Source organism: Zunongwangia sp. HGR-M22 (genome assembly GCF_027594425.1).
GTDB lineage: Bacteria > Bacteroidota > Bacteroidia > Flavobacteriales > Flavobacteriaceae > Zunongwangia.
On sequence record NZ_CP115159.1, the window covers coordinates 1,751,768 to 1,772,851 of the forward strand.

Here is a 21,084-nt window from a genome sequence, read left to right on the forward strand (position 1 = left end):
CGCTTAAATAGAATTTTTAATAAAAAAATAATATTTTTTACTTATTTTCTATTTCACGGCGATTTTTAAGCTTTTTGAAGCAATATTTACCTCTATATTCTGCGTATTTTCGATAAATTCTCCATCAATTTGGAAGGCTATAGGTTTTTTGCATTTAATTTTTGCCTGGTTTGTAGAAATGATCTCTGCAAAATCAGTGTTAAATTTCACATCTTCCCGAAGTGTTCCTAAAATTTCAGCAATATCAAGATTTTTGAAAATTAAAATTTCAAATTTCCCGTCATCATGCATGCCTTCAGGATTAATCTTAGCGCCGGTACCATATTTTTTGCAATTAGCTATGGCTAGCATTATTCCTTTATGATGGAAGGTATTCCCATCAATTTCAACTTCATATTCATAAGGATATTTACTTTTTATTAGCGTAGGAATAGTTTGCATTAAATACCCAAATTTGCCACGAATAGCCGCTGTTTCGTAATTCTCAATTAATTCGGCATTAAGGCCAATATCGCTTAGGTGTAAACAAAGTTGATTGTTAATTTGCAGTACATCTAAATTTGTAAAGTTATCTCCTAAAGCAATCTTTATTTGTTCTTTTCTATCTTTTGGGATGTCTAGATTTAGTGCAAGTCCATTTGCAGATCCCGCAGGGAAAATAGCTATAGGTAATTCTTGATGTAATAAAGCTTCAGCAACCATATTAATTGTGCCGTCACCACCAACTACGAGCATTCGTTCTGGTTCGACTTTCTTTATTTCTTGTTGGATTTTTTCAATATCATTTTCTCCTTCAGTTTTAAAAAGATGAAATTTCCAATTCTTATTTTGCACTTCTTTTTGAACATCGGCGATAAGATCGTCTTTTTCTTCGCCGCCCGAAATCGGATTTACAACCATTAAAATATTCCTAAAGTCTCCCATTTTCTGTATAGTTATATCCAAAATTAACTAATTTGGAGCAGGCCTACTCTTTATAAAAAATTAAATATTTTGAAACTTGACTTAAAACTTTACCGCGGATACGCTAACGACAAAGAATTGGTGGTTTTTGGTCACCTTTTTAAAAGCTGGGCTCCCGATAAATATCGCTTAGACAGAAAAGGAATAAAACATACCTCTGCCATTATTCATAAATTTAGAATAAAGCCCTTATCTAATTACGAACTTCATCTGTGTTTTAAAGGAAAAGAATGGAAAACCAAAACTATGGAGGATGGTTATTTTAGATTCACAGTTCCTTACGAAGAAAATTTGCAAAGTGGTTGGCACGAGTACGAAGTGATTGCAAAAATGGAGGATCATTTTGGTATTATCGAAAAAGGTGAATTATTAAAGCCTTACGAGAGTAAATTGGGAATCATATCAGATATCGATGATACTTTTTTAATTTCTCATAGCAATAGCTTCTTTAAAAAGCTTTATGTGATGTTATCTAAAAATGTAAACCGAAGAAAGATTTTTGAAGATGTGGTAGATCATTATAAATCTTTAAGTAAAGCAGGGCAGGACAGTGAAGAGGCGTCTAATTCTTTTTTTTATGTTTCTAGTAGCGAGTGGAATTTATATGATTTTATTGCTGAATTTGCCGACATGCACGAACTACCAAAAGCGGTTATTAAGTTGAAGAAAATAAAAACGGGAATTTCAGATTTTGTTAAAACAGGTAGGGGAAGTCACGATCATAAATTTCAGAAAGTAAAGGATATTATCTCTTTCTATCCAAATTTAGAATATGTTTTATTAGGAGACGATTCGCAGCAGGATGTTCATATTTACGAACGAATCTGTAAAACATATCCCACAAATGTGCGATCTATTTACATAAGACAAACCGAAAAAAAGAAGAATAAAGAAGTTACGGCTACATTAAAAAATATCGAAAGTCTGGATGTCGCAACCTGTTACTTTAAAGATAGTAATACGGCAATTGCACACTCAGAAAAAATTAATATTATCTAAGCTTAAATTGCCGAATTTGAAACTTACTTTTTATAAGCGGAATACTATCTTCGCATTCCGCTAAATTTTCTAATGTGAGTTTACAACAGTTTATTATAAAAAAGCTCGGCCTGCCGGCTAAGAGCATTCAAAATACAGTACAATTACTTCAGGAAGATGCTACCGTGCCTTTTATTGCTCGCTACCGCAAGGAACAAACAGGCAATTTGGATGAAACCCAAATTCAGCAAATTTCAGAAGAACTTTTATATTTTCAGAATTTAGAGAAACGCAAACAATCTATTTTAGAAACAATTGAATGGCAGGGATCACTTACAGATCCACTGAAATCAAAAATAGAAAATGCTGAAAATCTTACAATTTTAGAAGATTTATACCTTCCGTTTAAGAAAAAGCGAAAAACCAAAGCCGATACTGCCAGGGAGAATGGTTTGGAGCCATTGGCTAAAATGATTATGGCGCAAAATTCGCCAGATATTTTTTCAGCAGCCTCCAAATTCGTTAAAAATAAAGTGAATTCTGAAGCGGAAGCGCTAGAAGGAGCGAAACATATTATTGCTGAATGGATTAATGAAAATCAATTTGTAAGAAAGCGAATTAGACAATTATATTCCAGAAAGGCCGAAATATCTTCGAAGGTAGTGAAGGCAAAATCTGGGGAGGATGATGCGCAAAAATTTCAGCAGTATTTTGATTGGAGTGAATCTCTTAAAAGAATTCCGTCGCATCGATTTTTAGCCATTTTTCGTGGTGATAAAGAAGGAATTTTAAAACTAAAAATTGAGGTCGAAAAATTGGAAGCTTTGCGGATAATTACTGAATCGCTTATTAAAAATAGAAATTCTGAATCTGCCGATCTAATTGAAGAAGCCGCGACAGATGCATTTTCCAGACTCCTAAAACCTTCTTTCTTCACTGAATTTTTAAATGAAACAAAGTTAAAAGCAGATGAAGAAGCTATAAAAGTCTTTTCGTTAAATTTAGAGCAGTTGCTTTTAGCACCACCGCTTGGAGAAAAACGAATTTTGGCGATCGATCCCGGATTTAAATCGGGTTGTAAAGTTGTTTGCCTAGATGAAAACGGCAAGCTAGAACATAATGAGAATATTTATCCACATCCTCCACAAAGAGAGCAAAATGTGGCTGCGAAGAAAATTGAATCACTAGTTAAAAAGTATAAAATTGAAGCAATTTCTATTGGTAATGGTACGGCGAGCCGAGAAACCGAAAAGTTTGTAAAATCTCTTTCGTTTGATCGTGAAGTTGCGATTTATGTAGTAAACGAAGCTGGAGCTTCGGTATATTCGGCTTCAAAAGTGGCTCGAGATGAATTCCCTAATTATGACATCACGGTTCGAGGAGCGGTTTCTATTGGAAGAAGACTTAGTGATCCTCTAGCAGAATTGGTTAAAATAGATCCAAAATCTATTGGTGTAGGGCAGTACCAACACGAAGTAGATCAAAATTTACTGAAGCAACGTTTGGATACCGCCGTAATGAGTACGGTAAACAAAATAGGCATAAATTTAAACACGGCGAGTAAAGAACTGCTTTCTTATGTAAGTGGATTAGGACCATCGCTTGCTGATAATATTATAAAAACAAGATTCGAAAATGGCGCTTTTGCGTCTAGAAAAGATTTAATGAAAGTACCAAGACTAGGCGCCAAGGCTTTTGAGCAATCAGCCGGCTTTCTTAGAATCAAAAATCCTAAAAATCCATTAGATAATTCTGCTGTACACCCAGAAAGTTATTTCATTGTAAATAAAATGGCAAAAGATCTTTCTGTAGAAATTTCAACATTAATAGGGAACAAAAAGAAACTTCAGGAAATCAAGTTAGAGCAGTATATTACGGATAATATTGGATTACCAACTCTAAAAGATATTCTTGCTGAATTGGAGAAGCCGGGCGTAGATCCACGAGAAAAAATTAGTGCATTTTCTTTTGACGAAAATATCCGGGAAATCACCGATTTAAAACCCGGAATGAAATTAGCGGGACTGGTAAATAATATAACCAATTTTGGTTGTTTTGTAGATATTGGACTGAAGCAAAGCGGACTTGTGCACATCTCGAAATTATCAAATACTTATGTGAGTGATGTTACGCAGATTGTTCGCTTAAATCAAGAAGTTGAAGTTACTGTTTTAGAAGTGGATGTAGAGCGAAAAAGAATTCAGCTTTCTATGATAGATTAAAACAAAACTCCCGGTTTTTCCGGGAGTTTTTTAAAATGCTTAAGATTATTGATCTCTTCTTTTAAATTCGCTACGATTATAAAAATCATCTTCAGCTCTTAATCTTTTTCTTTCTCTAGATTCTATTTCATCTTCAGAAAGAAAATGTTTCTCACGGTTCCAGTTGGTATCGTCGTCATAAGTTTTTTCTGGCCGAATACCTTCTTTAGGAGTTGGAGTATCGTGAATAGATTTTGTTTCTTTTGAATAGTTATTTTCTGGAGAAGTTGCTCTTAATTGGGCTCTTTCTCTTTCCATTCTTTCTTCCCGGCTTTCTGCTCTTTCGCGATCATGAAGCGTCTCAGATTTATAATGAAGATTTGCTTTTTCTTCAGCAATTCGCTTTTCTGTACTGCTGGGTTTATGAGCAGTTTTTCTTGCGCTATATTCATCTATTACATATTCATCATCAGTCAATTTTGCTTTTTTACCTTGTATCTCATTAGGCGTATAATTTCTATTATATGATGAAATTATATTTTTTTCGTAATCTCTAGAGATAGGATCGCCTGTGCGATATCTTTTGGTTTCAGAAAAAATCTTATGATCTAAAGAATCGGTATGAATAAATTTTTCATCTACGTTAATATCAATTAATCCAATTGGAATGATGATATGGTTTTCACCTTCTTTATTAATAAATTCTTTAAATCCTGAATTGTTATCTGGTGAGTATGGATCGTGGTTTTTATCGATAATAGATTGATTAACTTCTACATCTACATACACAACCCTATCCAATTCTTTATTCACGATAAGATTGTCTACTTTACCTATGCTCATGTAATCACGATCCTTAACTTCCCAATTTCGGATGTCTGGATCTTTGCTTGATATTTTATAATTTCCAAGCTCGTTTAGATAATATAAATGCTTCTCTTTTGTTTTCATAACATACAAGTTTAGGATAATTAAGTAATAGAATTAAACTTTAAAAATTAAGCTATCTGAGGCTTTTCTTGAAGTGTGGATTTGTCCAATTTCTTCCATCTGGGTATTGTTTTCAACATCATCATCAGAAGTACTTCCGTAGAAATATAGAAATGCTAATACAGCTACAATGATGATAATGATAATCCAGGGCCAAATTTTTTTCTTCTTTTCAATTTTTATCTCTGCCATTGGTTTCGATTTATTGGTTAATTAGAAACTAAGGTAGAGTTGAAAAGTGCCAATTATACTTAAGTAAAAAGTAAACTATTGTTAATTAACTAAATATGTGAATGTTAAGCTTATCCAATTTAGATTTTATCTTTTGATATAGATAATTTTCTAAATGCAAGGCGCGTAGTAGTGATGATTTGCGCTTTAAAAGGTATGTATTTCTTTACTGCCAATAAAAGACAAAAAATGAGAAATACGCATTTAATTTTGAGAATTGAGCATAAAAAAAGGTTCTATAGATAGAACCTTTTGCTACTACTAATTATAGTAATTTTTATCTAAATGTACCTGAAGGAAATACGATTACGCTTTCGTGTCCGTTTTCACTAACAGCAGAAACGCCGAAGAAAAAGTTATCGATTACTACACCATCTAAGGTGAAATTAGTTACATTTTTACTCACAAATCTAGAATGTTGCCACTGTGGAGCTGTAGTTTCTCTCCAATAAATTTTATACCCTGAAATATTGCCTTCTACTGCTTCCCATCTCAGTTTAGTATCGGCCTCAACTATTCCTCCAATCTCTACTTTTGCTGGAGCAGGTGGAGCCCAAGCTAGGCTTGCAAGATTTATGGCATTAACGGCAGTAAGCTTTTTTGCGTAATCAAAATTAACACCTTCAATTACATCACCATATTCAATTCCATTTTCAGTTCTTATATCTTGATGTTGGCGATTATAATTTTCATGGGCTTCCATAATTCGTACTCCGGCAAAACCAAGATCGTTAAAAGGTCGATGATGCCCTCCACGCCCAAACCTATCGAGTCTATAAATCATCATAGGATTCATTTCTGGCATATAGGTTTTGGTGGTTTTGTGGATATATCTTGCTAATTGTCTTGAAATTCCATCAACTTCGCCTCCGTAAAATCTGCGCATATTCCGTTCTTCCTTAGTTTCTGTAGGCGGAACGGGTTCAGAAAAAATTCTAAAATCACGATTACTAATCACGCCATCTACCCCTTCGATATTCCCTATCATATCATTATTTAAAATACCAATGATATCCCAGTTGTTCTTTTTAGCGTATTGGGCTAAACCTTTACCACCAAAAAGTCCCTGTTCTTCGCCACTAAGACCCACGTAAACAATGCTATTCTCGAATTCATACTGAGATAAAACACGTGCAGCTTCCATGGTACCGGCCATACCACTCGCGTTATCATTAGCTCCAGGTGCATCAATTTTAAAATCCATCGTATTACTCGCACGAGAATCGATATCACCACTCATAATAATATAGCGATTAGGATATTTTTTTCCCTTCTGAATAGCAACAACATTTACAACCCAGGCATCTTTTGGGATTCTGCTGCCATCTTCTTTTTTAACGAAGTCTTTCTGATAGAAAACATCCATACAATTACATTCTGAAGCGATATTATCGAATTCAGATTTTATCCATCGACGTGCAGCACCAATCCCACGTTTATCAGAAACGGTATCACTAAAAGTATTTCTGGTACCAAAATCCACTAATTTTCTTATATCAGCTTCTATACTATCTGCTGAAATTTTGTCGATAATATCATATATTTTAGGATCTTTATTTTGAGAATATAAAGATCCTAAAGAAAAAAAGATAATTAATAGGAGAGAAGTAACTGGTAATTGTTTCATCATAAGATTAAATTATTTTAAATCTGTAATTTAATCAAACTTTGCTTTTACAAACAAATGCATTTGCTGTTTTAACTGAATTAAAAAGCTAATAGTGAATACAAATGATGATAGACCATCACTAAAAGGAATAGCAAGCTATTTCAAAATTTTCTATATCCATCATTCATTTTAATACATAAAAAAGCCTCGAAAGTTTCGAGGCTTAGTAAAAAATATTTATTTAAGATTTAGCTTGCTTTCATCTCGTGGATTTCAGCTTTTGCTTCATTTATCTTTTCTTCAGATTTAGAATTGGTAAGGTTAGCTTTTGTTCTAGCCTTAAGAGCATCGATTTTGTGATTAACAGCATCTGAAAAGTCTGTTACTTTACCCTTGGCTCCTTTATAATAATTATCACTTGTTGTAGCAATTGATTTTCTTGTATCCTTACCCTTTTTAGGAGCAAATAATAAACCTGCTGCAATTCCTGCTGCAGCTCCAGATAATAATCCTATTAAAATTTTTCCTCCTGATCTCATAGTTTCGTTTTTATTGGTTCGTAATTAATTGAGATGTAAAATTACTTATAAACAGACTGATAGCCTCACTTAACGAGTTAATCTTGATATAAACTTTCTCATTATTTCTCAATAATTTTAACAAATTAGTCTAAAAAGGATCTTAAGATCTCTCTAACTCTTTTTGTATCGTTTACGTAATAATTGGCACTTGTCTTTTTGATACCCACTTTTACGGTGTACGATTTTCTTGGTAATTCTTCGAACATGTATTCATCTGTCCAATCGTCTCCTATTGCAAAAATGAAATCGTAATTATCACCCACCAATTTTTTGGAAGAAGCTTTTCCTTTATTTACCCCGCTACTTTTAATTTCTAAAACTTTGTTCCCTGCCAATACACTTAATCCTCGATTAGAAACTAATCCTTTTAGAGTATTAGAAAGCTCATTTGCTCTAAGATCACCCAGGTCTGGATCTGCTTTTCTATAATGCCAAGCTAAGGAATAATTTTTTTCTTCTAAAAATGTTCCAGGAGTACGATCAACAAAACTTTCTATAACCGGTCTTACGGCGTCCATCCACTCGTTTTTTACATTTTCAGATAATTCCCATTCGCAATTTTTTTGACGCATCCATGCACCATGCTCAGAGATAAGTTCAATAGATGTTCCTTGCCACCAATCCCCAAGTGTTTCTTTATCTCTACCACTAATTATTACTACATCGGTTTTTTCTTGAGCGTTTAGCTGGGTCACTAAATCAATTAGTTCTTTATCGGGACGCGCTTCTTCAGGTTTATCTTTAAAATCGACTAAAGTCCCATCATAATCTAAAAATAATATTCTTTTTTCTGAAGTTTTGTAATCTTCAACTAATTGATCGGCAATTTTGGGAGTTATACGTATAGACTCAAAAGATTTGCGATTATCTTCAGTATGTTCTAAAGCACTCATAAAGTCTTTAGCCCATTTTTCAACATTGTATCTTTTTAATCTTTTCTGAAGCGTTTTATTTCTTTCAATTTGTTCTTCTTTGGGCATTTCAATAGCTTGTTTTAGGGTGATAGCTATTTGCTCAAAATTATTGGGGTTAATGATTAGTGCTTCGTTCATTTCGTGCGCAGCACCTGCCATTTCACTTAAAATAAGAACACCGGTATGATCTGTTCTGGTAGCAATGTATTCTTTTGCGACCAAATTCATCCCATCTCTAATAGGAGTGAGTAGTGCAATATCGCAAGATGTATAAAGATCAATAAGATTGTCGAATGGCATAGAACGATAGAAATACCATATTGGCGTCCAGCTTACGGTGGAAAATTTACCATTTATTCTACCAACTAATTCATCTATTTCACGCTTCAGTCTTTGATACTGCGGAACATTAGATCTGGAAGGTACGGCAAGCATTACAAGACGCACTTTTTCTATAAATTCTGGATATTTATCCAGAAAATATTCGAATGCTCTAATTCGGTTGGCAATACCTTTAGTATAATCTAGCCTGTCGATACTTAATATTAGTTTGGCATCTGGAGTAGCTTCTAAATGTAGATCTAATCTTCGCTGCAATTCTGATTGTTCGTCCTCGGTTCCTCGGAAGTGGTTAAGTGCAGCATCCTCGAATTTTTTATAATCAATTCCCATGGGAAAGGAATCTACCTTTACAATTCTCTCTGGCAATGTTACTTCATTAAAATCAACCTGATGGCGTAAAATCCTTGTAACTGAACTTAAAAAGTGTCGTTCGTAATCGTAGGTATGAAATCCAATTAAATCTGCACCAAGCATTCCTTCTAAAACCGATTCTCGCCAAGGTAAGGTTCTAAAAACTTCGTAAGAAGGAAAGGGGATATGATTAAAGAAGCCAATTACGGCTTCTGGTTGTTCATCTCTTATAAGTTTAGGGACAAGCAATAATTGATAGTCGTGAACCCAAACCCGATCACCTTCCTCGTAATATTTAAGGACTTCTTTGGCATATTTGATATTTACCTGCTTATAAATTTCCCAGGACGAGTGCTCTGCTTCAGTAAATTCCATAAAATAGTGAAATAGAGGCCAAATGGTACGGTTACTAAAACCGTAGTAAAAACCATCCACTTCTTCTTCACTTAGGTTTACCGCAACACATGCTTCAGCCTTTGCTTTTTCTTTAACGTCGTCTACTAAATGATCTGGAATTTCTTCTTCAGTTAAACCACTCCAACCAATCCAAATACTATCACCATCACGGTGAAAAGATTTTAATCCAGTTGCAAGTCCACCGACGCTCGGCGTGACTTCAAGATCATCGTCTTTTAAAGAAATTTTTAGGGGTAGACGGTTAGAAATAATAATAGTTTTACTCATAATTATATGCTAAGACTGTTGTTGCCAATTTGAATTTTACTAAATTTCGGGAATTCATTTTAGAATACCATTCTTTTAAAAGAAATTTAAGATATATGGACAATTTAGATTACGGAATAATCGGAAATTGTAAGAGTTGTGCGCTAATATCCAAAACTGGATCTTTAGATTGGTGCTGTTTGCCGGCATTTGATGCTGCTGCTGTTTTTGCCAAAATTCTCGACGAGAATAAAGGAGGTAGTTTTGAGTTTAAAGTTAGTGATGATTACAATATTTCGCAAGAATACCTTTGGGAAACAAATATATTATCTACCGTTTTTGATAATGGAGAAGATGCTTTCCAATTAATAGATTTTATGCCGAGATATCCAAGGGACGATGGTTCTTATTATTCTCCACCAGATATTATTAGATTTTTGAGATTACTTAAAGGTAAACCAAAATTTAAAGTCATTTATAATCCAAGATTGGATTTTGCCAGAGAAGAAACGTACAACGAAAATAAAGGAAATTATATTAAGAGTTATACTACCGAGGGCAAGTATGATTCGTTATTTTTTTATTCTAGCCTTGATCTGGAAGATATTTTACAGCAACGCGAAATTACACTTACCGGTAACGCCTATTGTTTAATAGGATACCATGAAAAATTGATCACGCAATCCTTAGATCGTTCGTATCTTAAATTCCAGAGAACAAAAACTTACTGGATGAACTGGAGTGAGAAAACCACCAGGTATTCTCATTACAGTAACGAGATTATGCGTAGTGCTTTAGTGCTGAAACTCCTTAGCTATAAAAAATCTGGTGCTGTTTTAGCAGCAGCAACCACCTCTTTACCTGAAACAATAGGAGAAGAGCGAAACTGGGATTACCGTTTTTGCTGGATTAGAGATGCTTCGATGGTCATTAAGGTAATGGCCGGTCTAGGTCATGTAAAATCTGCAAAAGACTTTTTACAATTTATTATAGATATTATACCAGACAAGGATGAGAAAATCCAAATTATGTATGGTATTGATGGACAAAAGGAACTTACCGAACATATTCTGGATCACTTAGACGGTTACAAAGGTTCTAGCCCTGTTAGAACTGGTAATGCTGCATATATCCAAAAGCAAAATGATATTTACGGAATTTTGATGGAAGTAATCTATCAACAATTTCTACAATTTGAAACTTCATTAGAAAATAGTGAGGAATTATGGACTGTGGTTCGTGGTATTGTAATGATCGTTGAAGAGAACTGGCAAAAACCAGATAAAGGAATTTGGGAATTAAGGACTGAGGATCGTCATTTTGTATTTTCCAAACTGCTTTGTTGGGTCGCGATAGATCGAGCTATTAAAATTGGAGAAGTCTTAAGAATGGGGATTAACGATACACATTGGAAAGCACTTAGAGCCGAAATTTACGATGATATCTATAACAACGGTTGGAACGAAGAGAAACAAGCTTACACGCAGTTTTATGGATCATCAGACTTAGATGCTAGTACTTTATTAATGGAATCTTATGGATTTATAGATGCTAAAGATCCTAGGTTTATAAGTACAGTACAAGCCACAGAAAAAGAATTGTGTAATGACGGTTTAATGTATCGTTATAAGAATAAAGATGATTTTGGTTTACCATCATCGTCATTTACCATTTGCACTTTTTGGCTTATCAATAGTCTTTTCAAAATTGGAGAAGAGCAAAAAGCTAAAGCTATATTTGAGCAGTTGCTTTCTTATAGTAATCACTTAGGATTATTTAGTGAGGATATTGATTTTGAAACAAAAAGACTTCTAGGGAATTTCCCGCAGGCTTATTCACATTTAGCGCTAATTGAAACAGCAGCAAACTTCAGTAAAGGTCATATTTCTGAAGAAAATGCATTTAGCGGTTTTTAATAGTTGAGAAATAAATAAAATAATCAAATTGAAGGTGGTGTTGTTTCAGTAGGATTCTGATCTTGCTGAGGGAGCACCACTCTTGTTTTTGGTAAACTATGTGGATAATTTTTGCGGATAAAATCGATGATTTTTTCCCGAATATAAACTCTAAGATCCCAGGCAGTGGGCGAGTCTTTAGCACTCACTAAAATTCTAATTTCTACTGATTTTTCAGTGGCATCGGTAACCTGAAGCACATTTACTTTTCCGTCCCATAAATGAGTGCCTTCCAATAATCTTGTTTGTTCTTCTCGAATCGCATCAAATGAAACATCATAATCGGTATAGATAAAAACCGTCCCCATTAAATCAGCAGATTTTCTCGTCCAATTCTGAAAAGTGTTTTCAATAAAATATGTAGAAGGAACCACCAATCTTCGTTTATCCCAAACTTTTACGACCACATAAGTAAGCGTAATTTCTTCGATCCAACCCCATTCTCCTTCAACTATAACCGCATCCTGAAGTCTAATTGGCTGTGTAATGGCAATTTGTATTCCGGCTAATAATGTAGCAATAGCCTTTTGTGCGGCTAAACCTACAATAATACCGGCGATTCCTGCAGAGGTTAATAAACTAACTCCGACCGACCGAATGCTTTCAAAACTCATAAGCGTAATACCAATCGCCAAGATCACTAAAATGAAAATGATAATATTTTCAAGGATAGTAAATTGAGTATAAACTTTTCTAGCTTTTAAGTTATCTGAAGATGAAACATCATACTTACGAAGCATCCGCTCTTTAAAAACCTTTAAGCAAACGATCAAAAACCAGGTAATGGAAATAGTTAATAGCGCGATTATTACATGCCTGGCAATGTATTCATATTCTTCGGAATTTGAGAAATCTGAGATATTACCAATCCATAACAATATAGCCAATAGAAAAAGCAAAAGAGGTATGCGTATTCTACGTGCAAAATTAACCGGTAGAATATTACGCGGATCTTTTCCGATTTTTTTAATGAGGTATGATGCTAAATAGAAACTAAGCATCAATCCAACAATACCGTAAATTATATATTTCAAGCTATCGCGGGTTAGAGCGTTATCTTCAACAATAAGTGATATAATCATGTGGGGTGATTTATTTAAGTTTATTTATTTTTGTGGGGAAATTCCTGAATTCTTACTCTAGATGTTGCCAGATGTTCACCATCTTCGAGGTCTGCTATAAACCGAACTAAATCTTCTCTTAAGCTACAATGCAGATCCCATGTTGTAAATGCATCTTTCGCACTACAAAGACATCTTATTTTTATAGCATTTTCAGTTACTTCTGATACCTGTACAACGGGCGGTTTTTCCTCGTCCCAATCATCAGAAGCTTCTAAAAGTTCTTTAAACTTTTTTCTTACTTTTCCTACATCGATTCGATAATCTGCGTATAACGTAATTGGTCTAATTTGATTGGCGGCAGTAATAGACCAATTTTCAAAAGTATTAGAAATTACATACTGTAAAGGAACCACTATGCGTCTCCAATCCCATGTTCTAACAATCATGTAAGTAAATCTGATATCTTCTACGTATCCCCAGTTATCTTCTATAATTACGGTATCGCCAATCCTTGCCGGTTTCGTAATTGCAATTTGTATTCCCGCAATGATATTTCCTAAAGTACTTTGCGCCGCAATACCTAAAATTACGGTGGCAACTCCGGCAGAAGCTAATAGCGAAATGCCTAATTTTTCTAAAGATCTAAATTGAGAAAGTACTATTGATGCTCCAACAATTATTACTATAAAAGTTGCTACCCTTCTGGCAACCGAGATATAAGTTAACATTCTGCGAGCATCCGTGTTTTCTTCCAAGCTGGTGTCGCCTATTTTTTTCTCGGCGACATTGAGCATAAAGTAGTCGATAATTCTCATGAAGAACCATGTAATGGAACTTATAACTATGACTAACAGCAGAGCATAAATACTGCTGGCGAATGTGCCTGCAAACGAAATTAAGTGATTTAATAATAAGTAGAATGTAAGGACGCCTACCGCTAAGCCTGCAGGTGCTGCTAGTTTTGTAGCGATATCCTGAATCCAGGTTTTTTTTGATTTAGAAAGTAGTTTTCTTATGCCATAAGCCGTTATTCTTCCTAAAAAATAGCATAAAAAAGCAATTATGAGAGTGCTAACAAATTTCCAAATAGGAATACTCCACAATTTAATTCTAGCCCAATCTGGGAATATTCGATCTAATTTTCTGGGGCCAAACTCTGCGTAAATTGCATCAATGTTTTCTACCGTATTTTGTGAAATTAGCCAAAAAGCGCCGTAATCTTTATATTTTACTCTCTGAACGCGCATTATGATATCTCTACCATCCAATTCAACTTCTCCAAATACAATACTTCTTCGCGGCTTTCCTGCTACAGCTTGATTGGTGGTCGTTTGAACATCTATTTGTCCATCGGGTCTATCTGGTAAATCGTCCCAGCGAATATTTACGCGCTGATTGATCACAAAATAGAGTTTTTCAGCTAAAGTAGCTGCTTGCTCTTTTGTAGTAGTATCTGGCAGTAAATTTAAATTTAATGCGTAGGCTGCATCTTCATAATTTTCATTTCGACATTGAATAATAAAGTGTTCTAACGCAGCTTGCGGAGTTTGCAAATTGAATTTTGTAGGTGCAAGTCCTGTGATATTATTCAGTCTATTTAAAACATAATAGGCTTGGTTATATTCTTTAACTGCATTAGATCCAAAATTACCATTTTCAGGAACTGTCTTTTCATTACTTGGTAGCGTTGTAGGATCCTTCTTTACTTTTACTGAATCTTCTGTTGCTTTTTGTTGAGCTTGGACGAAGTTATAATTCAATAAAAATAGTACTATAAAAATCTTCGAAATAGAAAGTTTTCTTGACATATCCGACAAGTTACATTCATTTCATAATAGATTTTATTATCGTTTTGTTAAAATAAAAAGAGCTGCCCAAGGGCAGCTCTTTTTCGATTTAAAAATCTCAACTTAACTTAAAAACAATACTTATTTTCTGCGATTAATTTATCGGCAATTTGAGTTCTTAATTTGACTACGTTCGGGAAGTTGTCGTATTTCGTGAAACGCTTCAATCCCATTAACATCATTTTTAATTCGTCACCTTCGGCAAAAGAGATTATTCCTTCTTTAGCTTTTGCGTTGATTTTTTCAACGGCATTATAAAGGTAAAGCTGAGCCATAGCTATTTGTTCTTTTTGCGAATCTTCGCCAAAACGTTTCGCATTCTTTTCGGTTCTTAAAATAGCCGATTCTGCCATATACACTTCAATTAAAATATCTGAAGCGGCTAATAGTAATTGCTGATGTTCTTCCAGCTGAGGTCCAAATTTCTGAACGGCGCTACCGGCAACCATTAAGAACACTTTTTTCAGCTTTTTGATCATTTCTTTTTCTTCCGCAAATAATTCAGAATAATCGGGTTTATCGAAAGACGGAATACCCATTAATTCTTCTCCTACCGCTTGCGCAGGCCCTAAAAGGTCTACGTGACCCTTCATCGCTTTTTTCACAAGCATACCAACAGAAAGCATTCTGTTAATTTCGTTGGTACCTTCATAGATTCTGGAAATACGAGCATCTCTCCACGCCGCTTCCATAGGCGTATCGGCTGAGAATCCCATTCCGCCAAAAACCTGAATTCCTTCGTCTGAACAATTCTGAATATCTTCGGAACAGGCAACTTTCAAAATCGAACATTCTATGGCATATTCTTCAACACCTTTTAATTCGGCTTCAGAATGGGAGTTTCCGCTCTCCATACGCATCTGAATTCGGTCTTCAATATTTTTAGCAGCTCTGTAAGAAGCCGATTCTCCTACATAAGCAGAAGTTGCCATTTCTGCTAATTTCTGTTTAATCGCTCCAAATTGTGCAATCGGAGTTTTAAACTGAACTCTTTCATTGGCATATTTTACCGCATTGTTCGTTACGCGACGTTGCGCATCTAAACAGGCTGCTGCCAATTTAACGCGACCTACGTTTAAGGCATTCATAGCAATTTTAAAACCTTCACCGCGACCCGCTAACATATTTTCTACCGGAACTTTAGTTTCGTTAAAGAAAACCTGACGGGTAGAGGAGGAGTGAATCCCTAATTTCTTTTCTTCCTCTCCAAAGGAGATTCCGTTGTCACTATCGTTTTCAACAATAAATCCGGTGATGTTTTTATCATCTTCAATTCGTGTAAAAACGATAAACACATTTGCAAAACCAGCATTTGAAATCCACATTTTCTGTCCGCTAATGCTGTAGTATTTTCCGTCTTCAGAAAGTACGGCTTTGGTTTTCCCTGAATTGGCATCACTACCCGCGCCCGGTTCAGTTAAACAATACGCGCCAAACCATTCGCCGGTGGCTAATTTAGGAACGTATTTTTTCTTTTGCTCTTCAGTTCCGTAAAGCGTGATGGGCATTGTTCCAATCCCGGTATGCGCTCCAAAAGCGGTAGCGATAGATCCGGTTGCTCCAGAAATATAATCACAAACCAACATGGTAGAAACAAATCCCATTCCTAGTCCGTCATACTCTTCCGGCACTGCAACGCCAAGAAAACCAAGTTCTCCGGCTTTTTGCATCACCTCTTCGGTGAGTTTATAATCTTTCTTTTCGAAGCGTTCTCGATGCGGAATAATTTCACGTTCTACAAATTCTTGTACAGAATCTTTCATCATTTTCTGCTCCTCGTTAAAATCTTCCGGAGTAAAAACGTCTTCGCAATTGGTTTCTTTTACTAAGAATTGACCACCACGAAGAATATCTTTTTGTTCAGTTGTATTACTCATTATTTTATTGTTTTTATAAAGACTCCGAGTTTAGAATCAAGATCTAAGACTCAAGAGTCAAGATTATTTTAGATTATCTATAAATTTTGAAATCATTCTTTGTAATTGCTGAATTTTATTTTCCAAATCTTCAAAGTTTTCTTTGGAGACATATCCTAATTTAAAAGCTATTATGATTTGGGTTTCCCATTCGAATGAAGAGCCTAGACTTGTTTCTAAAAAATTGGCAAAATGCTTTTCACTAGTTTTACTCGTTCCTTCTGCTATGTTTGATGGAATTGAGACAGCACATCTTATTAATTGATTTGATAAATTGAATTTCTCAATACTTGGAAAATTTTCAACTAATTTATAGGTGATTTCTACGATAGAAATTCCTTCTTTCCAAATTTTCAATTTTTTAAAATTATGCCTTTTCATCAATCTTATGTCTTGATTCCTGTCTCTTGTCTCTATTTTCTAATTTAGGAATTCATAAACCCCCGCAGCACCTTGTCCGGTACCAACGCACATTGTTACCATTGCATATTTATTGTTGAGGTTACGTTTGCGCATTTCATCAAAGATTTGAACCGATAGTTTTGCTCCCGTACAACCTAGTGGATGCCCCATCGAAATGGCGCCACCATTTACGTTTACTAAATCTTTATTCAATCCTAATTCACGGATTACCGCTAAGGACTGAGAAGCAAAGGCTTCATTCAATTCGATTAATGAAATATCATCTTGCTTTAATCCGGCTTGTTTAATGGCTTTTGGAATCGCTTTTACCGGTCCGATTCCCATTATTCTTGGTTCTACACCAACAGCGGTATAACTTACCATTCGAGCAATTGGTTCAAGATTGAGTTCTTTTACCATTTCTTCGCTCATCACCATTACGAAAGCAGCACCGTCACTCATTTGTGAAGAGTTTCCGGCAGTGACACTTCCACCTTCGGCAAAAACAGGGCGGAGTTTGTTTAGCACTGCTTCCGAAGTATCTTTACGCGGACCTTCATCTTTATTTACCGTGTAACTTTTAGTTTTCTTTTTTCCGTCGCCATCTACATAAGTCTGATCTATGGTAATGGGAACAATTTGATCTTGAAAACGATCTTCCGCTTGCGCTTTAATGGCTTTTTGATGCGAATTGTAAGCGAATTCATCCTGATCTTCACGAGATACTTTGTACTGATTAGCAACCGCTTCCGCAGTTAATCCCATTCCCCAATAATAATCCTCGTGACCTTCTTTCGCCAGTTTGTAATCGGGAACCGGTTTGTAACCACCCATCGGGATGTAGCTCATACTTTCCGCTCCACCGGCGATAATACAGTCGGCCATTCCACTTTGGATTTTAGCGGAAGCAATAGCAATGGTTTCCAATCCTGAAGCGCAATAGCGGTTCACCGTCATTCCCGGTACGTCTTCGGTTTTTAATCCCATTAAAGAAATTAAGCGACCTACGTTTAAACCTTGCTCCGCTTCGGGCATTGCATTCCCTACAATCACATCGTCGATACGATTCTTATCAAATTCCGGAAGTTTTGCCATCATATATTCGATGGTTTCCGCTGCCAGTTCATCTGGTCTTTTAAATCTGAACACACCTCGGGGAGCTTTCCCCACGGCGGTTCTGTATGCTTTTACTATATATGCTGTTTTCATTTTTTCTAGTATTTAGAATTGAGTAGTGAGTATTTAGTGAGTTTATTTCAGAGATTTTATTAGCGAATAATTCATTTTCTGAATTTCAACGACCTGCTCCAAAATAGGTTTAACTTCATCTTTTTCTATTAGTTTTAGTTTATGAGCTAGAGTTAGTTGAGTAAAAAGTTCATAGGCAGAACCATTGGCAATGCTTACAAAATTTTTGAATTCACCTTTAGTATTTCTACCTGCTCCTTCAGCAATATTTGAAGGGATAGAAACTGCACATCGTCTGATCTGACTTGTTAAGCCAAATCTCTCGTCTGAGGGAAAATTTGCTGAAATTAGATAAATATCCTCAGCTACTTCCATCGCTTTTTTCCAAACTTTTAAGTCTTCTAACCTGTGCATTTTAAATACTCAATTCTAACTTCTCACTACTAACTACTAATTTCTCAACGGTTTCCCCTTCTGCAACATATGCTGAAGGCGTTCTAAAGTTTTACGTTCTCCGCAAAGACTTAAGAAAGCTTCACGTTCTAGGTCTAGTAAATATTGTTCACTAACGTAAGAAGCTTCAGATAGGTCTCCACCAGCCATTACGTAGGCTAACTTATTGGCGATTTTTTTATCGTGGTCGCTAATGTATTTTCCGGCGTTCATTTGGTCGGTTCCTACGTAAAAAGCTCCTAATGCTTGTTTTCCTAAAACTTTTATATCGTTACGTTTGATAGGCTGTGTATACCCATTTTCTGCCATTAATAAGGCGTGTTTTTTCGCAATGGTTAATTGATTATCACGATTCACCACTACAATATCTTTTCCTTTCTGAAGGATGTTGGTATCGTAAGCTTCATATGCCGAAGTAGAAACTTTTGCCATACCAATCGTCAAGAAATTTTCTCGCAATCTGTTTAGCTCTACATCATCCTTCTGGTAAGTATCAGCAGCTCTTAATGTCATTTCTTTAGAACCGCCACCGCCGGGTATTACCCCAACACCAAATTCCACTAAACCAATATAGGTTTCGGTGTGAGCCACCACTTTATCGGCGTGAAGCGAAAGTTCGCAACCACCACCTAACGCCATATTATGCGGCGCAGCAACCGTTGGAATAGAGGAGTAGCGCATACGCATCATAGTATCCTGAAAGTATTTGATCGCCATATTCAGTTCATCATATTCCTGCTCGACCGCCATCATAAAGATCATCCCAATATTGGCACCTACCGAGAAATTTTTTCCGTCGTTAGAGACTACGAGTCCGCGGTATTCTTTTTCAGCTAAATCAATGGCTTTGTTGATTCCGTCTAAAACATCACCACCAATCGAATTCATTTTACTGCGGAATTCTAAGTTCAGAATGCCATCACCTAGATCTTCAACGACAACGCCGCTATTTTGGAATACGGCTTTAGATTCGCGAATATTATCTAAGATGATATAGGAATCTTGCCCCGGAACTTTTACGTGTTCTTTCTTCGGAATTTCATAATAATACGTGTTGCCTTCTTTTATAGAATAGAAGGAAGTAATGCCCTCATTTACCATTTCTGAAACCCAAGCTGCAGGCTCGTAACCTTCAGCTTTCATCATTTCGATTCCTTTTTCTACGCCAATGGCATCCCAAACCTGAAATGGTCCGTGCTCCCATCCAAAACCGGCTTGCATCGCATCATCAATTTTGTAAAGTTCATCAGTAATTTCCGGAATTCTGTTAGAAGCGTAAGCAAATAATGCGGAGAAGTTTTTGCGATAAAACTTTCCTGCTTTTCCTTCATCTTTAATTAAAACTTTATAGCGATCGCTAAGTTTATCGATGGTTTTGGTCTGTTCTAAAACATTAAATTTCGCGCTTTTTCGATCACGAAATTCCATCTTATCCAGATCTAGCGATTTGATTTCGCTGGAACCATCTTTTTTATTTTCTTTTTTATAAAAACCTTGTCCGGTTTTGCTTCCCAGCCATTTGTTATCCATCATGGTTTGGATAAAATCTGGTAGCGCAAAAAGATCGTGCGCTTCATCTTCGGGAACGTTTTCGTAAAGACCGTTAGCGACGTGAACCAAGGTATCTAAACCAACCACATCGACGGTACGGAAGGTAGCCGATTTTTGACGACCAATTACCGGTCCGGTTAATTTATCGACTTCTTCAATGGTCATATCCATATCTTTTACCATATGGAATAAACTCATAATGCTGAAGATCCCAACGCGGTTTCCAATAAAGGCCGGTGTGTCTTTTGCGATCACTGATTTTTTACCGAGGAATTTTTTTCCGTAGTGATTCAAGAAATCTAACACCTCTTTGGAAGTATCGGGTCCCGGGATAATTTCGAATAATCGTAAATAACGTGGCGGATTGAAAAAGTGTGTTCCGCAGAAATGCTTCTGGAAATCTTCACTTCTTCCATCGTTCATAAATTTAATGGGAATCCCGGAAGTATTGGAAGTGATTAAAGTTCCCGGTTTTCTATGTTTTTCAAGTTTTTCAAAAACCTGTTTTTTAATATCTAATCGTTCTACCACCACTTCGATGATCCAATCGACTTCAGCAACTTTAGCGATATCATCTTCTAAGTTTCCGGTGGTTATGCGATTGGCAAAATCTTTATGGTAAATAGGAGAGGGCTTTGATTTTAAAGAATTTTGTAACGATTCGATAACGATGCGATTGCGCACTTCTTTATCTTCTAAGGTAAGTCCCTTTTTCTGTTCCTTTTCATTGAGTTCTCTAGGAACAATATCGAGCAGTAAGACCTCGACGCCAATATTGGCGAAATGGCAGGCAATACCGCTACCCATAATTCCTGAACCAATGACAGCAACTTTATTGATTTTTCTGTTCATAGTATAAGTTCTGGTTTTAGAAAACTTCATATT

16 protein-coding genes are annotated in these 21,084 nt (G+C 35.7%); 3 read left to right on the top strand and 13 right to left on the bottom strand.

All coding sequences use genetic code 11. From position 1 onward, the window contains the following. Positions 1–48: 48 nt before the first annotated feature. The gene (locus tag PBT91_RS07585; protein WP_270061177.1) at positions 49–945 is read right to left on the bottom strand and encodes a diacylglycerol/lipid kinase family protein; all 897 of its coding nucleotides are present in this window, start codon (positions 943–945) and stop codon (positions 49–51) included. Positions 946–993: 48 nt separating this feature from the next. Here PBT91_RS07585 and PBT91_RS07590 point away from each other — a divergent pair, with 48 nt between their 5' ends. Together PBT91_RS07590 and PBT91_RS07595 are read left to right on the top strand one after the other, a co-directional pair. After that, a complete protein-coding gene (locus PBT91_RS07590) occupies positions 994–1,962 on the top strand; it encodes an App1 family protein (RefSeq protein WP_270061178.1) in 969 nt (322 codons plus the stop codon). 74 nt (positions 1,963–2,036) lie between these two features. Further along, on the top strand, positions 2,037–4,163 hold the full coding sequence (locus tag PBT91_RS07595; protein ID WP_270061179.1) for a Tex family protein: 2,127 nt from the start codon (positions 2,037–2,039) through the stop codon (positions 4,161–4,163). 45 nt (positions 4,164–4,208) lie between these two features. Here PBT91_RS07595 and PBT91_RS07600 read toward each other — a convergent pair whose 3' ends face one another. From PBT91_RS07600 to PBT91_RS07620, 5 genes are all read right to left on the bottom strand, one after another. Further along, the gene (locus PBT91_RS07600; protein WP_270061180.1) at positions 4,209–5,093 is read right to left on the bottom strand and encodes a hypothetical protein; all 885 of its coding nucleotides are present in this window, start codon (positions 5,091–5,093) and stop codon (positions 4,209–4,211) included. Between the two features lie 33 nt (positions 5,094–5,126). Then, complete coding sequence (locus tag PBT91_RS07605; protein ID WP_270061181.1) at positions 5,127–5,324, bottom strand: hypothetical protein; 198 nt, start codon at positions 5,322–5,324, stop codon at positions 5,127–5,129. Between the two features lie 316 nt (positions 5,325–5,640). Further along, complete coding sequence (locus PBT91_RS07610) at positions 5,641–6,993, bottom strand: M28 family metallopeptidase (protein WP_443089639.1); 1,353 nt, start codon at positions 6,991–6,993, stop codon at positions 5,641–5,643. Between the two features lie 227 nt (positions 6,994–7,220). Then, positions 7,221–7,511 (bottom strand): YtxH domain-containing protein, encoded by a 291-nt coding sequence (locus tag PBT91_RS07615; RefSeq protein ID WP_270061182.1) that lies wholly within the window; start codon positions 7,509–7,511, stop codon positions 7,221–7,223. A gap of 125 nt (positions 7,512–7,636) precedes the next feature. Continuing rightward, positions 7,637–9,844 carry a bifunctional alpha,alpha-trehalose-phosphate synthase (UDP-forming)/trehalose-phosphatase gene (locus PBT91_RS07620; protein WP_270061183.1) on the bottom strand — a complete coding sequence of 736 codons (2,208 nt, stop codon included), beginning with the start codon at positions 9,842–9,844 and terminating at the stop codon, positions 7,637–7,639. Between the two features lie 95 nt (positions 9,845–9,939). Between PBT91_RS07620 and PBT91_RS07625 the strand changes: the two genes are divergently transcribed. Next, complete coding sequence (locus PBT91_RS07625; protein ID WP_270061184.1) at positions 9,940–11,739, top strand: glycoside hydrolase family 15 protein; 1,800 nt, start codon at positions 9,940–9,942, stop codon at positions 11,737–11,739. A 23-nt stretch (positions 11,740–11,762) separates the two neighbouring features. On the opposite strand, the gene PBT91_RS07630 is transcribed toward PBT91_RS07625, so the two are convergent. The 7 genes from PBT91_RS07630 to PBT91_RS07660 all read right to left on the bottom strand — a co-directional run bounded on the left by PBT91_RS07630 (position 11,763) and on the right by PBT91_RS07660 (position 21,051). Beyond that, entirely contained in the window at positions 11,763–12,860 is a 1,098-nt protein-coding gene (locus PBT91_RS07630) for a mechanosensitive ion channel family protein (protein WP_270061185.1), read from the bottom strand. Between the two features lie 20 nt (positions 12,861–12,880). After that, the gene (locus tag PBT91_RS07635; protein WP_270061186.1) at positions 12,881–14,650 is read right to left on the bottom strand and encodes a mechanosensitive ion channel family protein; all 1,770 of its coding nucleotides are present in this window, start codon (positions 14,648–14,650) and stop codon (positions 12,881–12,883) included. Positions 14,651–14,757: 107 nt separating this feature from the next. Next, the gene (locus PBT91_RS07640) at positions 14,758–16,566 is read right to left on the bottom strand and encodes an acyl-CoA dehydrogenase family protein (RefSeq protein ID WP_270061187.1); all 1,809 of its coding nucleotides are present in this window, start codon (positions 16,564–16,566) and stop codon (positions 14,758–14,760) included. A 63-nt stretch (positions 16,567–16,629) separates the two neighbouring features. After that, on the bottom strand, positions 16,630–16,962 hold the full coding sequence (locus tag PBT91_RS07645; RefSeq protein ID WP_333474244.1) for a four helix bundle protein: 333 nt from the start codon (positions 16,960–16,962) through the stop codon (positions 16,630–16,632). Between the two features lie 63 nt (positions 16,963–17,025). After that, positions 17,026–18,216, bottom strand: a complete 1,191-nt coding sequence (locus PBT91_RS07650) for an acetyl-CoA C-acyltransferase (protein ID WP_270061189.1) — start codon at positions 18,214–18,216, stop codon at positions 17,026–17,028. 42 nt (positions 18,217–18,258) lie between these two features. Further along, positions 18,259–18,609: a four helix bundle protein gene (locus tag PBT91_RS07655; protein WP_270061190.1), complete on the bottom strand. Its 351-nt coding sequence runs from the start codon at positions 18,607–18,609 to the stop codon at positions 18,259–18,261. Between the two features lie 36 nt (positions 18,610–18,645). Continuing rightward, complete coding sequence (locus PBT91_RS07660; RefSeq protein ID WP_270061191.1) at positions 18,646–21,051, bottom strand: 3-hydroxyacyl-CoA dehydrogenase/enoyl-CoA hydratase family protein; 2,406 nt, start codon at positions 21,049–21,051, stop codon at positions 18,646–18,648. Between the last annotated feature and the right edge of the window lie 33 nt (positions 21,052–21,084).